Annotated in this window: 16 protein-coding genes; 8 read left to right on the top strand and 8 right to left on the bottom strand. The window is 69.7% G+C overall.

Going from position 1 to position 18,077, the window contains the following annotated elements:
* Positions 1 to 27 precede the first annotated feature (27 nt).
* The gene (locus A5730_RS21765) at positions 28 to 645 is read right to left on the bottom strand and encodes a DUF5994 family protein (RefSeq protein ID WP_067905216.1); all 618 of its coding nucleotides are present in this window, start codon (positions 643 to 645) and stop codon (positions 28 to 30) included.
* Between the two features lie 212 nt (positions 646 to 857).
* Between A5730_RS21765 and phoU the strand changes: the two genes are divergently transcribed.
* Genes phoU through mgtA form a run of 3 tightly spaced genes read left to right on the top strand, consistent with a single transcriptional unit; the run spans position 858 to position 5,190 of the window.
* The gene (gene phoU, locus A5730_RS21760) at positions 858 to 1,523 is read left to right on the top strand and encodes a phosphate signaling complex protein PhoU (RefSeq protein ID WP_067905169.1); all 666 of its coding nucleotides are present in this window, start codon (positions 858 to 860) and stop codon (positions 1,521 to 1,523) included.
* A 35-nt stretch (positions 1,524 to 1,558) separates the two neighbouring features.
* Positions 1,559 to 2,557, top strand: a complete 999-nt coding sequence (locus A5730_RS21755) for a magnesium transporter CorA family protein (RefSeq protein WP_067905166.1) — start codon at positions 1,559 to 1,561, stop codon at positions 2,555 to 2,557.
* Positions 2,554 to 5,190 (top strand): magnesium-translocating P-type ATPase, encoded by a 2,637-nt coding sequence (mgtA, locus tag A5730_RS21750; RefSeq protein ID WP_067905163.1) that lies wholly within the window; start codon positions 2,554 to 2,556, stop codon positions 5,188 to 5,190. Before A5730_RS21755 ends, mgtA begins: the two co-directional genes overlap by 4 nt.
* 3 nt (positions 5,191 to 5,193) lie before the next feature.
* Here mgtA and A5730_RS21745 read toward each other — a convergent pair whose 3' ends face one another.
* Together A5730_RS21745 and A5730_RS21740 are read right to left on the bottom strand one after the other, a co-directional pair.
* Entirely contained in the window at positions 5,194 to 5,406 is a 213-nt protein-coding gene (locus A5730_RS21745) for a hypothetical protein (protein ID WP_067905159.1), read from the bottom strand.
* Between the two features lie 82 nt (positions 5,407 to 5,488).
* Complete coding sequence (locus tag A5730_RS21740) at positions 5,489 to 5,839, bottom strand: DUF732 domain-containing protein (RefSeq protein ID WP_067905156.1); 351 nt, start codon at positions 5,837 to 5,839, stop codon at positions 5,489 to 5,491.
* Positions 5,840 to 5,999: 160 nt separating this feature from the next.
* Here A5730_RS21740 and A5730_RS21735 point away from each other — a divergent pair, with 160 nt between their 5' ends.
* Positions 6,000 to 6,917, top strand: coding sequence for a PHB depolymerase family esterase (locus A5730_RS21735; protein ID WP_067905213.1), 918 nt, complete (start codon positions 6,000 to 6,002; stop codon positions 6,915 to 6,917).
* Here A5730_RS21735 and nei2 read toward each other — a convergent pair.
* From nei2 to A5730_RS21720, 3 genes are read right to left on the bottom strand one after another with little or no spacing between them, the layout of a single operon-like run.
* Entirely contained in the window at positions 6,914 to 7,669 is a 756-nt protein-coding gene (nei2, locus tag A5730_RS21730) for an endonuclease VIII Nei2 (RefSeq protein WP_067905153.1), read from the bottom strand. The genes A5730_RS21735 and nei2 overlap by 4 nt on opposite strands.
* 13 nt (positions 7,670 to 7,682) lie before the next feature.
* The gene (locus tag A5730_RS21725) at positions 7,683 to 12,239 is read right to left on the bottom strand and encodes an ATP-dependent helicase (protein ID WP_067905150.1); all 4,557 of its coding nucleotides are present in this window, start codon (positions 12,237 to 12,239) and stop codon (positions 7,683 to 7,685) included.
* A 33-nt stretch (positions 12,240 to 12,272) separates the two neighbouring features.
* Complete coding sequence (locus A5730_RS21720; RefSeq protein WP_067905147.1) at positions 12,273 to 12,944, bottom strand: TetR/AcrR family transcriptional regulator; 672 nt, start codon at positions 12,942 to 12,944, stop codon at positions 12,273 to 12,275.
* A 285-nt stretch (positions 12,945 to 13,229) separates the two neighbouring features.
* Here A5730_RS21720 and A5730_RS21710 point away from each other — a divergent pair, with 285 nt between their 5' ends.
* From A5730_RS21710 to A5730_RS21695, 4 genes are all read left to right on the top strand, one after another.
* Positions 13,230 to 13,613: a hypothetical protein gene (locus tag A5730_RS21710; protein WP_055405178.1), complete on the top strand. Its 384-nt coding sequence runs from the start codon at positions 13,230 to 13,232 to the stop codon at positions 13,611 to 13,613.
* 90 nt (positions 13,614 to 13,703) lie between these two features.
* Positions 13,704 to 14,015 (top strand): protein UsfY, encoded by a 312-nt coding sequence (gene usfY, locus A5730_RS21705; RefSeq protein ID WP_067905142.1) that lies wholly within the window; start codon positions 13,704 to 13,706, stop codon positions 14,013 to 14,015.
* A gap of 386 nt (positions 14,016 to 14,401) precedes the next feature.
* Positions 14,402 to 14,839, top strand: coding sequence for an ATP-binding protein (locus A5730_RS21700; RefSeq protein WP_055405180.1), 438 nt, complete (start codon positions 14,402 to 14,404; stop codon positions 14,837 to 14,839).
* Positions 14,836 to 15,624 (top strand): RNA polymerase sigma factor SigF, encoded by a 789-nt coding sequence (locus tag A5730_RS21695; RefSeq protein ID WP_067905139.1) that lies wholly within the window; start codon positions 14,836 to 14,838, stop codon positions 15,622 to 15,624. Before A5730_RS21700 ends, A5730_RS21695 begins: the two co-directional genes overlap by 4 nt.
* Here A5730_RS21695 and A5730_RS21690 read toward each other — a convergent pair.
* Both A5730_RS21690 and A5730_RS21685 read right to left on the bottom strand, forming a co-directional pair.
* Complete coding sequence (locus A5730_RS21690; RefSeq protein WP_067905135.1) at positions 15,595 to 16,026, bottom strand: STAS domain-containing protein; 432 nt, start codon at positions 16,024 to 16,026, stop codon at positions 15,595 to 15,597. The two genes, A5730_RS21695 and A5730_RS21690, sit on opposite strands and share 30 nt — an antisense overlap.
* 167 nt (positions 16,027 to 16,193) lie before the next feature.
* Positions 16,194 to 17,987: an acetyl/propionyl/methylcrotonyl-CoA carboxylase subunit alpha gene (locus A5730_RS21685; RefSeq protein ID WP_067905132.1), complete on the bottom strand. Its 1,794-nt coding sequence runs from the start codon at positions 17,985 to 17,987 to the stop codon at positions 16,194 to 16,196.
* Between the last annotated feature and the right edge of the window lie 90 nt (positions 17,988 to 18,077).

Below are 18,077 nucleotides of genomic sequence, written 5' to 3'. Positions count from 1 at the left end.
GCGCTATGGCGGCGGTGAAAGGCCTGCTCAGCGGCGGCTGTTCGCGGGCTGCGGGGCTTTTCTGCGGGTTTCGATCATGCGGTTGCGAACGATGTGTTCGACCAGGATGGGCACGAAGGTCTGGACCGGTGCGTCGACGAACTGTTGGGCGGCTTCCTCGCACCAGCTTTTGATCTCGGCGGTCCGGCGGTCGTCGTCGAGCCCCTCGTGCTTTGCCAGCTTGTCGGCGACGTCGGCGACCGACCGCGCCACGGTCGCGCGGCCCACCGGCACGCCGTCGGAGTCGGCGGGCGTTCCCGCTTGCTGTAACGCCTGGCGGGCCAGGTCCTCGCTGGTGTCCGGCCGGATCACGTGCAGGGTGAGGTGATGCCCGTTCTCCCCGATCAGGATGAGGCTGGCCGGCTCGTCGCTGGTGAAGCCCAGCAACTCGATGGTGTGCCCGCCGACTTCGGCCAGCGGCGGCGTCTCGTGCCAGCCGTTGCGGCGGTAGCCCACCAAGGCCACCTGTCCCAGCCGGTCCGACATCGACGTGACCAGCTCCGGCAATTCGTCGACCAGACTGGTCGACCGCGGCCACCACGCCCCATCGAGATGTTCCGACACGGATCGATAGGGCTTGAGCTGCAAACGATTGTCGCGCTCCATTTCCATCACCTGCTCGCTGACTCCGCGGGATGCCGTCGTCGAAAACGGTACGGCCGCCGCGGCCAACCCGCGACTCCGACGGGTGTACGCACCGTTTACCGCGCATGAACAACGCGTAACCGCAGCCGCTTTGGGCCACCCGGCGCCGACGGCGGCTTAACGGGTGGCTTTCGTCCCTTGTGAAATGCGCTCGCATTGGCCACCGTTGCGCTATGCGATCCGCTTATCACCAGCAGTTGGGCGAGTTGAGCGTCCTGCTCAGCGAGATGTGCGGGCTGGCCAACGAAGCCATGCGCCGGGCGACCGAGGCGCTGCTGGAGGCCGACCTCGACGCCGCCGAAGCGGTCATCCGCGACCACGACCGGATGGTCGTGATGCGGGGCCGAGCGGAACGAGAGGCGTTCGCCTTGCTGGCGCTGCAACAACCGGTTGCCGGTGAGCTGCGGGCGATATTCAGCGCGATCCAGATCAGCGCCGACATCGAGCGGATGGGGGCGCTGGCCGTGCACATCGCCAAGATCGCCCGGCGCGAGCACCCGAATCGGGCGCTGCCGGACGAAGTCCGCGCGTGTTTCGCCGACATGGCCGAGGTGGCAATTGGCCTGTGCGCCAACGCGAAACAGGTGCTGGCTTCGCACGACCCGCAGCAGGCCGCGCGGCTTCGCGAACAAGACGACGCGATGGACGAGCTCTACCGCCAGCTGGTCAGCGTGCTGCTGGATCGGGACTGGACGCACAATATTCCCGTCGCCGTGGACGCGGCGTTGCTGGGCCGTTTCTACGAGCGCTTCGCCGACCATGCCGTGGAGGTGGGTCGTCGCGTCATCTTCATGGTCAGCGGCGACCTGCCCACGCCGGACGAGATCACCACCTACTGAGGGACGCCGCGAGCTCCGGCTGAGAGGATGGCCTCGTGCAGGTCGCGCCCCACATCCAAGGTCGCCTGTGGCGTCACGGTAAGCCACAGGACGAGTTTCAGTTCGACGACATCTCCGAGTACCTCCGCGAGCCCGACGCCCTGGTGTGGGTGGATCTGTGCGAGCCGGACCACGACGCGTTGTGCGGCTTGGCCTCCGAACTCGGGCTCAACACGTGGGCCGTCGAAGATGCCGTGGCGGCCGCCGAGCGCGTCAAGGCCACCGGGTACGAAACGCACACGTTCTTCACCGTCTATGCCGTGCACGTCGCGGCGGAGGTTACCGACGAGCCGCAACGAATGCTGTCCATGCAGCGGATTTCGGCCTTCGTCCTGCCCCGCGGTCTGATCACGGTGCGCCTGACTCCCGACTTCGACATCGCCGCGGTCACGCGGCGCTGGGAGGAGATCGGCGCCCAGCAGTACGGGGTGGGCGCCCTGGTGCACGGGCTGCTGGACGTCGTGGTCGACAGTCATTTCGCCGCGGTCGAGGCCCTGGACGACTGTGTCGAAGCCATCGAAGACGAGCTGTTCGACGGCAGGCCGGGCCGGGCCAGCTTCCAGCGCAGGACTTTTCAGATGCGACGAGACCTGGTGGGCCTGCGGCGAGTGGCCCTGCCGATGCGCGAGGTGGTCAACTCGATCCAGCACCACCGCCACGAGGTCGGCACCGCCCCGGAACTGGACCCGTTGTACGCGGACCTCTACGACCACGTGCTGCGCGTCTCGGAGTGGACGGAGTCGTTGCGCGACATGGTCACAACCATTTTCGAAACCAACCTGTCGCTGCAAGACGCCCGGCTGAACACCATCATGAAGAAGCTGACCGGGTGGGCGGCCATCATCGCCGTCCCCACCGCGATCACGGGCTTCTATGGTCAGAACGTGCCCTATCCGGGCTTCGGCCACCTCGCCGGATTCATTGCGAGTACCTGTCTCATCTTCATCCTGATGGTGGTGATCTACGTGATGTTCAAACGTCGCGACTGGCTATGACCGCCGACGCGGATCTGCGGCCGGACTCGGCGGCCTTGAGCGCGAAACTCGTCGCCGCCGCTCCGGTCGACGAGGTGCTGCGCCGGCTGGGCAGTTCCCCCGCGGGGTTGTCCGGCGCGGAGGCGGCCGCGCGGCTGGAGCGCTACGGACCCAACGCGGTGCGCACCCATCGCGTCAATGTCCTTGCGGTGCTGGGCCGTCAGCTGCGCAACGCCGTGCTGATCCTGCTGGCCGGCACCGCCGTCGTCTCGTACTTCCTCGGCGACAGCATGCAGGCCGTGATCATCGGGATCATCCTGGTGGCCAGCATCGGCCTGGGGTTCATCAACGAATACCGCGCCGAGCGGGCGGCCGCCGACCTGCATGCCAGCGTGCACCACAACGCCGTGGTGCGCCGCGACGGGCAGTTCGTCTCGCTCGCGGTCACCGCGCTCGTGCCGGGGGACGTGATCCGGCTGTCGCTGGGCGAGGCAGTGCCGGCCGATGTCCGGCTGATCGAGGTCAACGGTTTGGAGTGCAACGAAAGCATCCTGACCGGGGAGTCGACCGGGTCGGAGAAGTCGCCCCAACCGGTGCCGTCCGAAACCGGCCTGGCCGACGCGACCAACCTGGCCTTCATGGGCACCATCGTCAGCGCGGGCGAGGGCGTCGGGGTGGTGTACGCGACCGGGAAGGACGCCGAATTCGGCCGCATCGCAGCGGGTTTGGACGAACACCAACCCGAGACCGGGTTCCAGGTGGGGCTGCGGCGGTTCTCCTACCTGCTGCTGCAAGTGGCCGTCGCGCTGATGGTGGTCATCTTGATCAGCAATCTGCTGCTGCGCAAGCCGATCATCGACTCCGTGCTGTTCTCGCTGGCGATCGCCGTCGGCATCACCCCGCAGTTGCTGCCCGCCGTCGTCAGCACCGGCCTGGCGACCGGGTCGCGGCAGCTGGCCAAGGCCAAGGTGCTGGTGAAGCGGTTGGTGTGCATCGAGGACCTCGGCGACATCGACATCCTCATCACCGACAAGACCGGCACGCTGACGGAAGGCCGGATCCGGTTGGTCGACTCGGTGGACGCCGCCGGTGCGCACAGCGACTCGGTGCGCCGATCGGGTCTGCTGGCCACCGACGTGGACCCGGAAACCGGTGGCGCCAGCGCCAATCCGCTCGACGCCGCGCTGTGGGAGTCCCCGCAGGCGCATCAACTGGTCGGCGAGGCCGCGCAGCGGGTGGCGGTGCTGCCGTTCGACCACGAACGCCGGGCAACCTCGGCGCTGATCGATGACGGCGGAAATCGGGTGCTGGTGGTCAAAGGGGCGCCCGAGCAGGTGCTGGCCCAGTGCCACGCCGTCCCGCCGGAGGCGGAGGAAACGCTGGCGGCGTTGTTCGCCGCGGGGCGCCGGGTGGTGGCCGTGGCCGTCAAACCGGCCCCGGCGATGACGACGCTGACCGGGGCGGACGAATGCGAGTTGTCGCTCGCGGGATTTCTGGTCTTCGCCGATGAGCCCAAAGCCGCTGCGCGCCAATCGCTTTCCGAGCTGGCTGACCTGGGCATCGAACTGAAGATTGCCACCGGGGACAATCCGCGGGTGGCCGAAAAGGTGTGCGCCGACCTGGGTTTGGCGTCCAAGGGCACGGTCACCGGCGCCGAACTCGACCCGTTGGACGACGACGCGTTCGCCGGCGTCGCGCAGCACAACACGATCTTTGCGCGCATCTCGCCCGAGCAGAAGGCCCGGCTGATCACCGCGCTGCGCCGCAAGGGGCGATCGGTCGGCTTCCTCGGCGACGGTGTCAACGACGCGCTGGCCCTGCACGCCGCCGACGTGGGGATCTCGGTGGACAGCGCCACCGACGTGGCCAAGGACGCGGCCGACGTGGTGCTGCTGGAAAAGGATTTGGGCGTGCTGGCCACCGGGGTGGCCGAGGGCCGGCGCATTTTCGCCAACACCATCAAGTACGTGCTGATGGGCACGTCGAGCAATTTCGGGAACATGTTCAGCGCGGCCGCCGCGTCGGCGCTGCTGCCGTTTCTGCCGATGCTGCCCAGCCAGATCCTGCTGAACAACCTGCTTTACGACACCTCGCAGCTGGCCATCCCCACCGACCGGGTCGACGCGGCGCAGCTGCAGGCGCCCTCGCATTGGAACGTCGCCTTCATCCGCCGGTTCATGCTGATCTTCGGTCCGATCAGTTCGCTGTTCGACTTCCTCACGTTCGGGTTGATGCTGGGCGTGCTGAACGCCGGCGCGGTCGAGTTCCGCACCGGCTGGTTCGTGGAATCGCTTGCGACGCAGACTCTTATCATCTTCGCGATCCGCACGCGCATGGTGCCGTTCTTCCGCAGCCGGCCCAGCGCGTTGCTGGCCGTCACCACGGTCAGCGTGGTCGCGATCGGCGCCCTGATCACCATTTCACCGGTGGCGCACACCCTGGGCTTCACGCCGCTGCCGTGGCAGTTCTTTGCCGTGCTGGGCGGCTTCGTGATCGTGTACCTGGTCCTGGTCGAGCTCGCCAAGCTGATGTTCTACGCCGAGCCGATGAACCATGTCGGCCAGCCGCATCGCACCCGCGGGCACGCGTTTCGCGTCCGGCGACGGGCCGCGCGCTACCACTACATCGAGCGGCGGATGCGGCGGCGGGCCTGAGCTTTAGTGTTCGACGTCGATGACCGGCACGTCGAAAAGGCCTTGCTGGATTCCCCGGTCGACCTTGTCAATCAAGGTCGTGCTGCCCGCCGGAGCGGTCTCTTGACAGCTGCAGCTGAGGGTGTTGAAGGGGCTTGGGTCGGCGGTTGCGGTTGCTGCCGTCCAACCAGCAGCGCCGAGCGCAAGTGCAACGCCGACCAAAAGTTTGGGAATCATTTGGCCTTCGAGTTCTCAGGATTATGTCCAGGTCGATTTTATTCGCGCACTTGTCACGAATCTGTCAACTGCCTGTTAACTTTCAGGCCTGCGCCCCGTACTTCGGGCAGTACGCCCGGATGCTCACGCCCACGAAATAGCCGGCGTGGTAGCCGTCGAGGTGGCTGTTGCTCATGACGTCGTTCGCCACCTGTTGCGGAGGTTGGCCCGAGTCCAGCTCCTGGCACACCAGATGCCCCGACCGGATCGCGGTCTCGGGTGATTCGTAGTTGATGCCCTTGGCGGTCAGCGCGGCGAGGAAGGCGTCATCGGTGGCCGTGGCGTGGGCGGACGCGGTCAATCCCAGCACGCTCAGCAGCCCGGCCGCCGGGACGACGCCGCCAGCCACCAGCAGCCGCGACCGGCTGGGGTTGCGTACCTGGGTGCTCGTCATTTCTGATACTCCCGTGACATCGAAGTGCCGTTGCTCGCTGACAGCGGGGGCTGCCCGAACATTCTCATGTTGCGGGACCGCGCGGTGCAGGATCAATCATATTGCGGCCATCGCCACACTCGGATCGGCTTTCGCGTCGGCGCCGTCGGTGTAGGTGAAGATGCCGTACGTGCGCTGGTCTTTGCTGGCCCTTCTGGCGGTGTGCCTCGTCGGCTGCGGCGTGCGGCATGTGTCTGCGGCCGCCGCCCGGGACGCATCCGGGACGTTCCGTTCCGGCGGCATGGACCGAACCTACCTGCTGCACGTGCCGGCGGGGACGCCGGTCGGCCTGGTGCTGAGCCTGCACGGTGGCGGCGGGACCGGGAACGGGCAGCGGGGTCTGACCGACTTCGACACCGTCGCCGACGCCCACAACCTGCTGGTCGTCTACCCCGACGGTTACGACAAGAGCTGGGCCGACGGGCGCGGGGCGTCGCCGGCGGATCGCCGGCACATCGACGACGTCGGTTTTCTGGTGGGGCTGGTCGGCAAGCTGCGGGACGACTACGGCATTCCCCCGGGGCACGTCTTCGTCACCGGGATGTCGAACGGGGGCTTCATGTCCAACCGGTTGGCATGCGACCGCGCCGACGTGTTCGCCGCCGTCGCTCCGGTGGCGGGCACCCTGGGGGTTGGGGTGGCGTGCAATCCGTCGCGGCCGGTGTCGGTGTGGGAGGCGCACGGCACCGCCGACCCGCTGGTGCCGTTCAAAGGCGGGGTCGTGCGCGGCCGCGGCGGGGTCAGCCACTCCATCTCCGCCGACAGCATGGTGAACAAGTGGCGTTCGGCCGATGGGTGCCAAGGCGATCCGTCGGTCCAGGCGCTGCCCAACGTGGGCGACGGGACCGCGGTGCGCCGCTTCGACTCCACCGGGTGCGCGGCGTCCACCGAGGTGGTCTTCTACCAGATCGACAGCGGCGGGCACACCTGGCCGGGCGGCCGGCAGTACCTGCCGAAGGCGATCATCGGGCCCACCACCCGGGCGCTCGACGGGTCGGAAGCGATCGCGCAGTTCTTCCTGGCGCACGCTCGGGATTAGCGCTGGCAGGACGGGCACCAATACGTCACCCGCTCGCCCGAGCCGTCGTAGGCGATGGGGGTGCCGCAGCGACGGCAACGCTGGCCGGCCCGCCCGTAGACCCACAGCTGCCGGCCGGCCCGGGTGTCGCCGGTGGTGCAGCGGTTCCAGCGGAACCGGTTCAGCCACAACATGTCCCGGGCGCGGGAGACCAGACGGTGCGGGTCGGCCACGGCGCTCACCGGCGCGGTGGGCAGATGGCCGCTGACGAAACACAGTTCGTTGCAATACACGTTGCCGATCCCCGCCAGCACCCGCTGGTCGAGCAGCGCCTGGGCCAGCGGCCGGTCCGGCTGGGCCGCCAGGTTGGCGGCGGCGAGCGCGGCGTCCCAATCTTCGCCGAGCAGGTCGGGCCCCAGGTGCGCGACGGCGTCGCCGTCGTGGTCGCGTTCGAGGATCTCCAGCACGCCCAGGTCCACGCCGACCGCCCGGACGGGTCCGGCCTCCAGGACGATTCGCGCCCGGTGGTCGACGCGCACCGGCCGCTCGCTGACCCGCCAGCTGCCGTCCATCTTCAGGTGCGAGTGGATGCTGGCCGGGCCCACCCGGATGAACAGGTGCTTCCCCCGGCTGAGCACCTCGTCGACGGGCTGTCCGGTGAGGTCGACGGTGGCGTACCGCGGGACGCGGACGTCGCAGCGCGTCAGGGTGCGGCCAACCAGGTGCCGGCGCAGGACGGCCGCGGTGTGCCAAACGGTGTCGCCTTCGGGCATGGCTGTTGCGGCCCTACCGGAGCCGGAGCCCGCGCGGGGTGCGGGCGAACCCGGCGTCGACGAGCCCGCCCGCCGCCTCGGACCCGGGCCCGCCCGGTTGCAGCGCCGGCGCGGCGTCGATGCGCTCGACCAAAATCGACGCCACGCGCCGCGAGGCGACCAAGTCGGCCAGCGCCGCGGCCGCCGCGCGGTGCGCCGCGGGGTCGTCGGTGAAGGTGAGCAGGGTCCGGCCGCCGCGCTCGAGGAACCAGGCGAGGTGGCCGTCGACCAGCACGACGAGGGCGCCGGCCTTGCGGCCCGGCCGCGCGCCCTCCGCGCCCGAGCCGGGCCACGGCAGCGCGGCGCCGTAGGGGTTGGCCGGGTCGGCGGCGGCCAGCACGACCGCCCGGTATTCCAGGCGCTCCGGGTCGATGCCCTCGCTGAAGGTGCGCAGCCGGTCGACGGTCGACGCGACCGCGAACTGGGCGCCGCCCAACGACTCGACGAAGTAGCCGCGCTGGCACCGGCCGGCTTCCTCGAACGTGCTCAGCACCTTGTAGAGCGTGGCGAACCCGCCGGTGACTCCTTCGGCCGTCACCGCGCCGCGGGTCAGCACGCCGTGCCGGCCCAACAGCAGCTCCGCCTGGTAGTGGGCGCGCATGGTGGAATCGGGCTCGGGCACCGGCAGGGCCGACCATCGGCCCGCCACCGTCGGGTCGGACGGGCGGGACTGCGCGTGCGCGACGCTGTACCGGCTCAGCCGCGGCGGCCGGTGCGATCGGTGCGCCGGGGCCGAGCGCTTGCGGCTCCCGGCGCCGCCGAGCACCGCGCGCACCGGCGCGAACGTGTCACCGGTGACCCAGCCGGCCCAGATCAGCTCCCACAGCGCGGCTTTGAGCTCGGCGTCGGGGATCCCGTCCTGGCCCAGCTGGCGGAAGAAGTACGCGCCGCCGCCGGCGAGGGTGTCCAGGATCGCGCGGTGGGCGTTGTTGAAGTCGATCTCGGCCGGCGCCGCCAGGGTCAACTGCGCGGACTCGCCCACGTGCAGCGCCAGCCAGCCGTCGCCGGCCGAGATCGACCCGGCGCCCGACCAGGTCACCTCCCCGGCGGCGAGCAGCTCGTCGAGCATCGCGGGGTTGTAGTCGCGGACCCTGGGACCCAGCACCAGCGGTTCGATCGCCGAGGCCGGCATCCGGACACCGGCCAGCTGGTCGATCACCGACATCAGCCCGTCCAGGCCCGAATGCCCGGTGGGCATCCGGTGCCAGGCCGGCAGGAACCGCCCGTACGCGGCGGTGCTCACCGGCTCGACCTGCGCGCGCAGCGCGGCCAGCGAGCGCCGCCGCAACACCCGCAACACCTCGGCGTCGCACCACTGCTCGCCGCCGGCCCCCTCAGGGTGATCCGCGGCGACGAAGTCGCCGCGCACCAGCCGGCCGTCGGCGGCCAGCCGGCCCAGCACGTCGGCAGTGACCCGCAACCCCAGCCCGAAGCGGGCCGCGGCCTCGGCGGTGCTGAACGGGGTGTGGGTGCGCGCGTAGCGGCCCAGCAGCTCGCCCAGCGGGTCGGCCACCGCCCCGGTGAAGGCGGCCGGCACGCCCAGCGGCACCGGCACCCCGACCCCGTCGCGCAGTCGGCCGATGTCCTCGATGGCGACCCACCAGCCGCGGTCGGCGAACGACACGGGCAGGGCCCGCCGGGCCGCGAGCAGGCCTTCGAGCCAGCCGCCCACCTCGGCACCGCCGGCCCGGGCGGCGACCTCGTCCTCGGTCAGCGGACCCAGCAGCCGCAACAGGTCCGCGACGCCCTCGGCGTCGCGCGCCGCCCGGTCCTCCGACAGGTGCTGCAGCTGGCGGCCCGTCGCGGCGATGACGTCCGCGTCGAGCAGCTCGCGCAGCTCGCCGGCGGCGAGCAGCTCGGCCAGCAGCGTGCTGTCCAGCGACAGCGCGGCGGCCCGGCGCTCGGCCAGCGGGGTGTCACCCTCGTACATGAACGCGCCGACGTAACCGAACAGCAGCGACGACGCGAAAGGCGACGGCCGCGCCGTCTCGGCTTCGAGCACCCGCACCTTGCGCTGCGCGATCCCGGCCATCAGCGAAGTCAGCGCGGGGACGTCGTACACGTCCTGCAGGCATTCGCGGATGGTCTCCAGCACCACCGGGAAGTCCGGGTACTTGCGGGCCACGTCCAGCAACTGGGCCGCCCGCTGGCGCTGGTGCCACAGCGGCGACCGCTTACCCGGGTGGCGACGGGGCAGCAGCAGCGCCCGTGCCGCGCACTCCCGGAACCGGGAGGCGAACAGCGCCGAGCCGCCCACCTCGGCGGTGACGATGGGATCGATCTCGTCGGCGTCGAAGACGAACAGTTCGGCGCCCGGCGGGGACTCGCCGGTGTCGGACAGGACGTCCGGCAGCCGCACCACGATGCCGTCGTCGGAGGCGGTCGGCTTCTCGTCGAGGCCGTAGCGTTCCCGCAGCCGCCGCCCCACCGCCAGCGCCAGCGGCCCGTTCACCCGCAGCCCGTACGGGGAGTGCAGGATCACCCGCCAGTCGCCCAGTTCGTCGCGGAACCGCTCGACCAGCAGGGTGGTGTCGGTGGGGACCACCCCGGCGGCGGTGCGCTGCTCGTCCAGCAACGACCACATGTTGTCGGTCGCGTAGGCGTCGAAGCCCAGGCCCGCGCAGCGGGCGTCGAAGGCGTCGCGGTTGAGCCCGGCCAGCTCCCCGGTGAACGCGCCCAGCGCGGCCCCCAGCTCCGCCGGCCGGCCGGCGTCGTCGCCGCGCCAGAACGGCAGCCGGGCCGGCTGGCCGGGCGCGGGGATCACCAACACCCGGTCGTGGGTGATCTCGGTGATCCGCCAGCTGGTGGCGCCCAGCGAGATCACGTCGCCGGGCCGCGACTCGTAGACCATCTCCTCGTCCAGTTCGCCGACGCGCGACGGCTTCTCCGCCTCGCTGGCGAGGTAGACCGTGAACATGCCGCGGTCGGGGATGGCGCCGCCCGAGGTGACGGCCAGCCGCTGCGCGGCGACCGGCGCGGTCAGCGTGCCGGTGTCGCGGTCGTAGACCAGGCGGGGACGCAGCTCGGCGAACTCGGTGGACGGATACTTGCCCGCCAGCAGGTCCAGGGTGGCCTCGTACACGCTGCGTGGCAGCGTCGCGAAGGGGGCGCTGCGGCGGACGGTGTCGAACCACCGGTCGGCGTCCAGGGGCTCCAGTGAGGCGGCCGCCACGGTCTGCTGCGCCAGGATGTCCAGCGGGTTGGCGGGCACCCGCATGGTCTCGATCTCGCCGGCCAGCATCCGTTGCACGGTCACCGCGCAGCCGATCAGGTCGGTGCGGTGCTTGGGGAACAGCACCCCCTGGGACACCTCCCCGACCTGATGGCCGGCCCGCCCGATGCGTTGCAGGCCGCTGGCCACCGAGGGCGGCGCCTCCACCTGGATCACCAGGTCGACGGCGCCCATGTCGATGCCCAGCTCCAGGCTCGACGTCGCCACCACCGCCTTGAGCAGTCCCCGCTTGAGGTCCTCTTCGACCAGCGCCCGCTGCTCCTTGCTGACCGAGCCGTGGTGGGCGCGCGCCAGTATCGGCTCGGCGCCGTAGGTCTGGCCGCTGCCCATGATGTGGGCGGGCGCCCCGCCCGCCACCTTCGGGTTGGTCTCGCCGGACAGGTCCACCCCGCAGCGTTCGGCGTGTATCTCGTTGAGCCGCGCGGTGAGCCGCTCGGCCAGCCGCCGCGAGTTGGCGAACACGATGGTCGAGTTGTGCGCCTCGATCAGGTCGACCAGGCGCGCCTCGACGTCGGGCCAGATGCTGTTGTTGGCCAGGTTGGCCATGTCGGGCACCGGCACCTGCACCGTCAGCTCGACGGTCTTGGCCGCGCGGGGCGCCACGATGGTGGTCGGGCTTGCTCCCGACAGAAACCGGGCGAGCTCCTCGGGCGGGCGCACCGTCGCCGACAACCCGATGCGCTGCGCGGGCGGCGCGTCCCGCAGCTCGTGGGACAGATCCTGCAGCCGCTCCAGCGACAGCGCCAGGTGCGCGCCGCGCTTGCCGGCGGCGATGGCGTGGATTTCGTCGACGATCACTGTCTGCACGCCGGCCAGGGTTTCGCGCGCGGCCGAGGTGAGCATCAGGAACAGCGACTCCGGCGTGGTGATCAGCACGTCGGGGGGCCGCGCGATGAGCTGGCGGCGTTCGGCGGGCGGGGTGTCGCCGGAGCGGACGCCCACGCTGATGTCGGGCGGCGGCAGGCCGTGGCGCTCGGCGATGCGGGTGAGGCCCGCCAGCGGGGTGCGCAGGTTGCGTTCGACGTCGACCGCCAGCGCCTTGAGCGGGGACACGTACAGCACGCGGGTGCCGCGCGGCTTGTCGGCCGGGCCGGCGGGATCGGAGGCGAGCTTGTCCAGGGCCCACAGGAACGCGGCGAGCGTCTTGCCGGATCCGGTCGGCGCGATCACCAGCGTGTTGTCGCCGTCGGCGATGGCGTCCCAGGCTTGCGCCTGCGCGGTGGTGGGCCCGGCGAACGTGCTGGTGAACCATTCGCGCGTGGTCGCGCTGAAACGGCTCAACGGCTCACGGGTGGTCACCCAACCATGGTGCCAAGGCCCACCGACAAAAGGTCAGCGCGGCTGGATCCGGGCCGTCGCCATCGCGTGCGAGAGTTCCTCGGGTATCTCCGGCACCCGGGCGATGGCGTCGAACAGCGAGTGCGCGCACGCGTCGGCGAGGCGTTCGGCGTTGATCGTCGGATCGATGATGCGCTGGCGGCACAGTTCGAAGGTGAACGCCAGCCAGCCGTGACAGATCACCCGCAGGTCGCGCTCCACCTCGGCCTCCAGCTTGGCCCCCGAGATGTCGGCCACCAGGTCGTGGATGCGGCTCATGATGTGTTCGAGCTGGCGGTTCTTGGCTTCGTCGTCGACGCCCAGCAGAACCGGGTCCGACCGGCCCAGCCCGACGTACGCCGCCCAGGCGGCCTCGGGGTTCTGCTCGTGGTAGGCCATGTAGGCCATGACGCCGGTCCGCACCTCTTCGTACATCGTCAGGCCGGTGGCGTCGTCCATATTGGTGGTCTCGTACAGCCGATCGGCCTCGTCCTTGACCACCGCGGCGAAGAAGGCCCGCTTGTCGGGGAAGTAGTGATACATCAGCGCCCGCGACACTCCGGCGCGCTCGGCGATCTCGTCGATCCGCACCTCGTCGTAGGGTCGCTTTCCGAAGACTTCCGCCCCCAACGCGAGCAGCTCAGCGCGTCGATCCTCGGGGGACAAGCGCCTTCGGGCTGTCGGCATGTCAGAGATAGTACTCATCGGTGCTGAGACACCAACCACATTGTGTCTTTCCGGCCTCCAAGCCCCGGGCCAGCGATGATTCGTCGGAGTAATTGACGGTGACGTCGACGCGCCGGGGCGGTTTTGCCGGGTTTGCCGACGGGTATTTGAACCCATGCGCTTTCCGCTTGGTGCCAGCGCGGTTGCCCGGCCGGTCGCCGGACAATTCGTCATTGCGCGGTAACTATTGCGACGTAGCAAACGATGAACAATGCGTTGGCCACATGGGGGATATGAGGGGCACGAATGCACAAGGCGGATGAGCGGTCCGGCGGTGACCGCTTGGGACAGGAAGACGGCGAGGTGCGCGCCGCCATCCGGTTCGCTGTCGTGGCCGCCGCTGCGGCGGTGGTCTTTCTGGTCATGGCCGCGCTGTGGGTGAGCACCTGCCCGAGCAATGGCGTCGACACGGTCGCCTGCGGCGCGCCGCAGCGGACGCTGCTGGCGGTGGGGGGACCGTTGATCCTGCTGGCGTCCGGGCTGTGGGCGTTCCTGCGCACCTATCGCGTGTGGAAGGCGCAGGGCACCTGGTGGGGTTGGCACGGCGCGGGCTGGTTCCTGTTCACCCTGATGGTCTTGATGGTGGCGCTGGGCGTGGCCCCGATCGCGGGTCCGGCGCTGCCTCTCTGAGGAGGGTCTCGCCAAAAGCCTTCCGGGCGATCTACCGTTGATGGTGCAACCCGTATTGAGCTGCGCAAGAGATCTCCACTAGGAGCAGCCATGGGAGACACCTTTCATGACCCCGTCGACCATCTGAGGACAACGCGGCCGCTCGCCGGGGAGTCGTTGATCGACGTGTTGCACTGGCCCGGTTATTTGCTGGTGGTGGCCGGCGTGATCGGGGGGTGCGGAAGCCTGGCGGCCTTCGGTACCGGACACCACCACGAGGGCATGACCGCGGGCGTGCTCGCGATCATCGCCGCCGTCCTCGGGCTGGCGTGGGTGGCGGTGGAGCACCGGCGGATTCGGCGGATCGCCGATCGCTGGTACGCCGAACACCCCGAGGTCTACCGGCAGCGACCCGCCAGTTAGGAGCCCCGTCGGCGCGGCCGACCCGAGGTCCGTCCTGTTTTTGCCGGGAAGCAAACGCGAGGGGTTACCCACCTCCCCGAGTGGGTATCAACTGGGCACCATGATGAGTGCCAGAGGGGTTGCGTCAGCGTGGTCACCCCATCATGGGGCCAGGATCACGACGACACCGATATCGATGCTTATAGCGAGAACAACGATCACGACCAGCGCGATTCCGGCGATCACCGCCACGCGCTTGAGCCGTCGCGCCCGAACCGGATCGGTGGTTCAGGCGCGCTTTTGTTGTGCCGGATACGGCGGCAGCCATGACTAATCGGCTCGAACGGCCGGTACACGGCGGGCTGAGGGGTGGTAGTAGTGTCAGTCAACCATTGCCGGGAGACCACATGAACGACGCGGGATTGCGCACTAACAAACGCCAGCGTGGCCATCGCGCCGTCGAGCTGCACGTCGCGGCACGCCTGGAGAACCTCGCGATGCTCCGGACGCTGGTCGGCGCGATCGGCACCTTCGAGGACCTGGACTTCGACGCCGTGGCCGACCTGCGCCTGGCGGTGGACGAGGTGTGCACCCGGTTGATCCGCTGTGCCACCCCCGACGCGACCCTGGTGGTCGTGGTCGACCCGCAGGACGACCAACTGGTGGTGGAGGCGTCCGCGGCGTGCGACACCCACGACGTGGTGGCGCCCGGCAGCTTCAGCTGGCACGTGCTGACGTCGCTGGCCGACGACGTCCAGACCTTCCACGATGGTCGCGAACCCAACCAAACCGGCAGCGTCTTCGGTATCACGCTGACGGCGCGACGGGCGGCCTCCAGCAGGTGACCCCACCAGCTGCCGGCGGTTCCGTCTCGCGCCCGAACGAATACGCCGATGTCCCGGACATGTTCCGCGAGTTGGCCGATGTCGCTCCGGACTCGATGGAATTCCAGCGTCAACGGGACAAGATCGTCGAGCGTTGCCTGCCGCTCGCCGATCACATCGCCCGCCGGTTCGAGGGCCGCGGCGAACCGCGCGACGACCTCGTGCAGGTTGCGCGCGTCGGTCTGGTCAACGCGGTGGTCCGCTTCGACGTGGAGACCGGGTCCGACTTCGTGTCGTTCGCGGTGCCCACGATCATGGGCGAGGTCCGCCGGCACTTCCGGGACAACAGTTGGTCGGTCAAGGTGCCGCGGCGCCTGAAGGAACTGCACCTGCGGCTGGGCACCGCCACCGCCGAGCTGTCGCAACGCCTGGGCCGGGCGCCCACCGCCACCGAACTCGCCGCCGAGCTGGGCATGGACCGCGAGGAGGTCGTCGAGGGCCTGGTGGCGGGCAGCTCCTACAACACCCTGTCCATCGACAGCGGGGGCGGCAGCGAGGAGGACGAGGCCCGCGCGATCGCCGACACCCTGGGCGACGTCGACACCGGGCTGGACCGCATCGAGGATCAGGAGTCGCTGAGGCCACTGCTCGAGGCGCTGCCCGAGCGGGAACGAACGGTGTTGGTGCTCAGGTTCTTCGAGTCGATGACGCAGACACAGATCGCCGAACGGGTCGGCATCTCGCAGATGCACGTCTCCCGCCTGCTGGCGAAGTCGCTAACGCGGCTGCGTGACCAATTGCAGTAGCGAGCGCGGCTCTTCCTCGCCGTCCCACAGCTGTCCCAACAGCGGCTCGAGCGCGGGCGTCGTCACCGGCAGAGTGCCGTCGGGGTCGCAGATCCGCAGCAGACGCGCCACCGCCGGGCTGGGCGCCATCGCCCAGGACGCCTGGGCGCCCGAGCACACCACGTTGATCCGGTGCAGTGACGAAAACCCGGCTGTGCCAATGAATTTCAGGCCACGCAGGTCCAGTATCACGCGCCGGGTGCGACCGATGCCGTGCCGCACGTAGGCCACCAGCTGGTCGGCGTTGGCGGCATCGAGCTCACCGTCGACCGTGATCAGGGTCCCCGTGGGTTCCCAGCGCGCGGTGAAATGCGCCGGGCGGCTGTGTTGCCAAGATTGGGCCACAGACATTACTGACTCCATCCGAAAGCAGGATGCGCGAAGACGTCAGGAGTGCTTTTTCAGGACAGGGAATTCACCTGCCCCGCGCGCCTTGACGTGATCCGGACGGCTGTGAACTCAACCTGCCCCGAACGGTACCCGCGCAGGGCGAGCCCGACAACTGTTTCCGGGGATTATTGTTCGCCCGGTTACTTGATTTCGGCGAGCACCGTGCCCTGGGTGATGGCCGCGCCGGCCTCCACCGCGAGTCCGGTGATGACCCCGTCCTTGTGCGCGGTGACCGGGTTCTCCATCTTCATCGCCTCGAGGACCACGACCAGGTCACCCGCGGCGACCTCCTGTCCCTCCTCGACCGCGACCTTGACCACGGTGCCCTGCATGGGGGCGGTCACCGCGTCACCGGAGGCCGCCGCACCCGAGTGGGCCCCACGCTTGCGCGGCTTGGGCTTCTTGCGGATGACACCGGCCTCGCCCGCGCTGCCGTTGGACAGGGCCAGATCGCCGGGCAGCGACACCTCGAGCCGGCGGCCGCCGACCTCCACCACCACCGTCTGGCGGGGCCGGGCGTCCTCCTCGTCGAGGGGCTCGCCACCGGTGAAGGGCTCGATGGTGTTGTTCCACTCGGTCTCGATCCAGCGGGTGTGCACCGAGAAGCCGTTCTCGTCGCCGATGAACGCGGGGTCGGACACCACGGCGCGGTGGAACGGGATGACGGTGGCCAGCCCTTCGACGTGGAACTCGTCCAGGGCACGGCGCGAGCGGGCCAGGGCCTCCTCGCGGGTGGCGCCGTAGACGATCAGCTTGGCCAGCATCGAGTCGAACTGGCCGCCGATCACCGAACCGGCCTCGACACCGGAATCCAGCCGGACCCCCGGCCCGCTGGGCGTCTCGTACTTGGTCACCGGGCCGGGCGCCGGCAGGAAGCCGCGGCCGGCGTCCTCGCCGTTGATGCGGAACTCGATGGCGTGGCCGCGCGGCGTGGGATCCTCGGTGAGGTCCAGCTTTTCGCCGTTGGCGATCTTGAACTGCTGCAACACCAGGTCGATGCCGGCGGTCTCCTCGGTGACCGGGTGCTCGACCTGTAGGCGGGTGTTGACCTCCAGGAACGAGATCAGGCCGTCCTGGCCGACCAGGTACTCCACCGTCCCGGCGCCGTAGTAGTGCGCCTCCTTGCAGATGCGCTTGGCCGACTCGTGGATCTCCTTGCGCTGGGCGTCGGTCAGGAACGGCGCCGGCGCCTCCTCCACCAGCTTCTGGAACCGGCGCTGCAGGGAGCAGTCGCGGGTGCCGGCCACGATGACGTTGCCGTGCTGGTCGGCGATCACCTGCGCCTCGACGTGGCGCGGCTTGTCCAGGTAGCGCTCGACGAAGCACTCGCCGCGGCCGAAGGCGGCGACGGCCTCACGGACCGCCGACTCGTACAGGTGGGGAATCTCCTCGATGGTGCGGGCCACCTTCATGCCGCGGCCGCCGCCGCCGAAGGCCGCCTTGATGGCGATCGGCACGCCGTACTCCTCGGCGAAGGCGACCACCTCGTCGGCGTCCTTGACGGGGTCGGGGGTGCCGGGCACCAGGGGCGCCTGGGCGCGCGCGGCGATGTGGCGGGCGGTGACCTTGTCACCGAGGTCGCGGATGGACTGCGGGCTGGGGCCGATCCAGATCAGGCCGGCGTCGATGACCGCCTGCGCGAAATCGGCGTTCTCCGAGAGGAACCCGTAGCCGGGGTGCACCGCGTTGGCTCCCGACTTGGCCGCCGCGTCGAGGAGCTTGCCGAAGTCCAGGTACGACTCCGCGGAGGTCTGGCCACCCAGGGCGAACGCCTCGTCGGCCAGCCGCACGTGCGGCGCGTCGGCGTCGGGTTCGGCGTACACCGCCACGCTGGCCAGACCCGCATCGCGGGCCGCGCGGATCACCCGGACAGCGATCTCGCCGCGGTTGGCGACAAGCACTTTGGAGATCCTCGAGCTGGCGTGACTAGCCACTGCGCCTCCTGTTTGGCATATCTCAAGCGGACGTGTTTCCGCCGTGGGCTTCTTTAAGAGAGTTTCTTACACTGACTGGGAAGTCTAAGC

Source organism: Mycobacterium sp. ACS4054 (assembly GCF_001667275.1).
GTDB lineage: Bacteria > Actinomycetota > Actinomycetes > Mycobacteriales > Mycobacteriaceae > Mycobacterium.
This window is presented reverse-complemented; position numbering and strand designations above follow the sequence as displayed.

Coding starts and splice junctions, on each gene's coding strand:
- A5730_RS21765 (WP_067905216.1), bottom strand. CDS start 645: ATGGAGCGCGACAATCGTTTGCAGCTCAAGCCCTATCGATCCGTGTCG.
- phoU (WP_067905169.1), top strand. CDS start 858: ATGCGATCCGCTTATCACCAGCAGTTGGGCGAGTTGAGCGTCCTGCTC.
- mgtA (WP_067905163.1), top strand. CDS start 2,554: ATGACCGCCGACGCGGATCTGCGGCCGGACTCGGCGGCCTTGAGCGCG.
- A5730_RS21745 (WP_067905159.1), bottom strand. CDS start 5,406: ATGATTCCCAAACTTTTGGTCGGCGTTGCACTTGCGCTCGGCGCTGCT.
- A5730_RS21740 (WP_067905156.1), bottom strand. CDS start 5,839: ATGACGAGCACCCAGGTACGCAACCCCAGCCGGTCGCGGCTGCTGGTG.
- A5730_RS21735 (WP_067905213.1), top strand. CDS start 6,000: ATGCCGTACGTGCGCTGGTCTTTGCTGGCCCTTCTGGCGGTGTGCCTC.
- nei2 (WP_067905153.1), bottom strand. CDS start 7,669: ATGCCCGAAGGCGACACCGTTTGGCACACCGCGGCCGTCCTGCGCCGG.
- A5730_RS21720 (WP_067905147.1), bottom strand. CDS start 12,944: ATGCCGACAGCCCGAAGGCGCTTGTCCCCCGAGGATCGACGCGCTGAG.
- A5730_RS21710 (WP_055405178.1), top strand. CDS start 13,230: ATGCACAAGGCGGATGAGCGGTCCGGCGGTGACCGCTTGGGACAGGAA.
- usfY (WP_067905142.1), top strand. CDS start 13,704: ATGGGAGACACCTTTCATGACCCCGTCGACCATCTGAGGACAACGCGG.
- A5730_RS21700 (WP_055405180.1), top strand. CDS start 14,402: ATGAACGACGCGGGATTGCGCACTAACAAACGCCAGCGTGGCCATCGC.
- A5730_RS21690 (WP_067905135.1), bottom strand. CDS start 16,026: ATGGAGTCAGTAATGTCTGTGGCCCAATCTTGGCAACACAGCCGCCCG.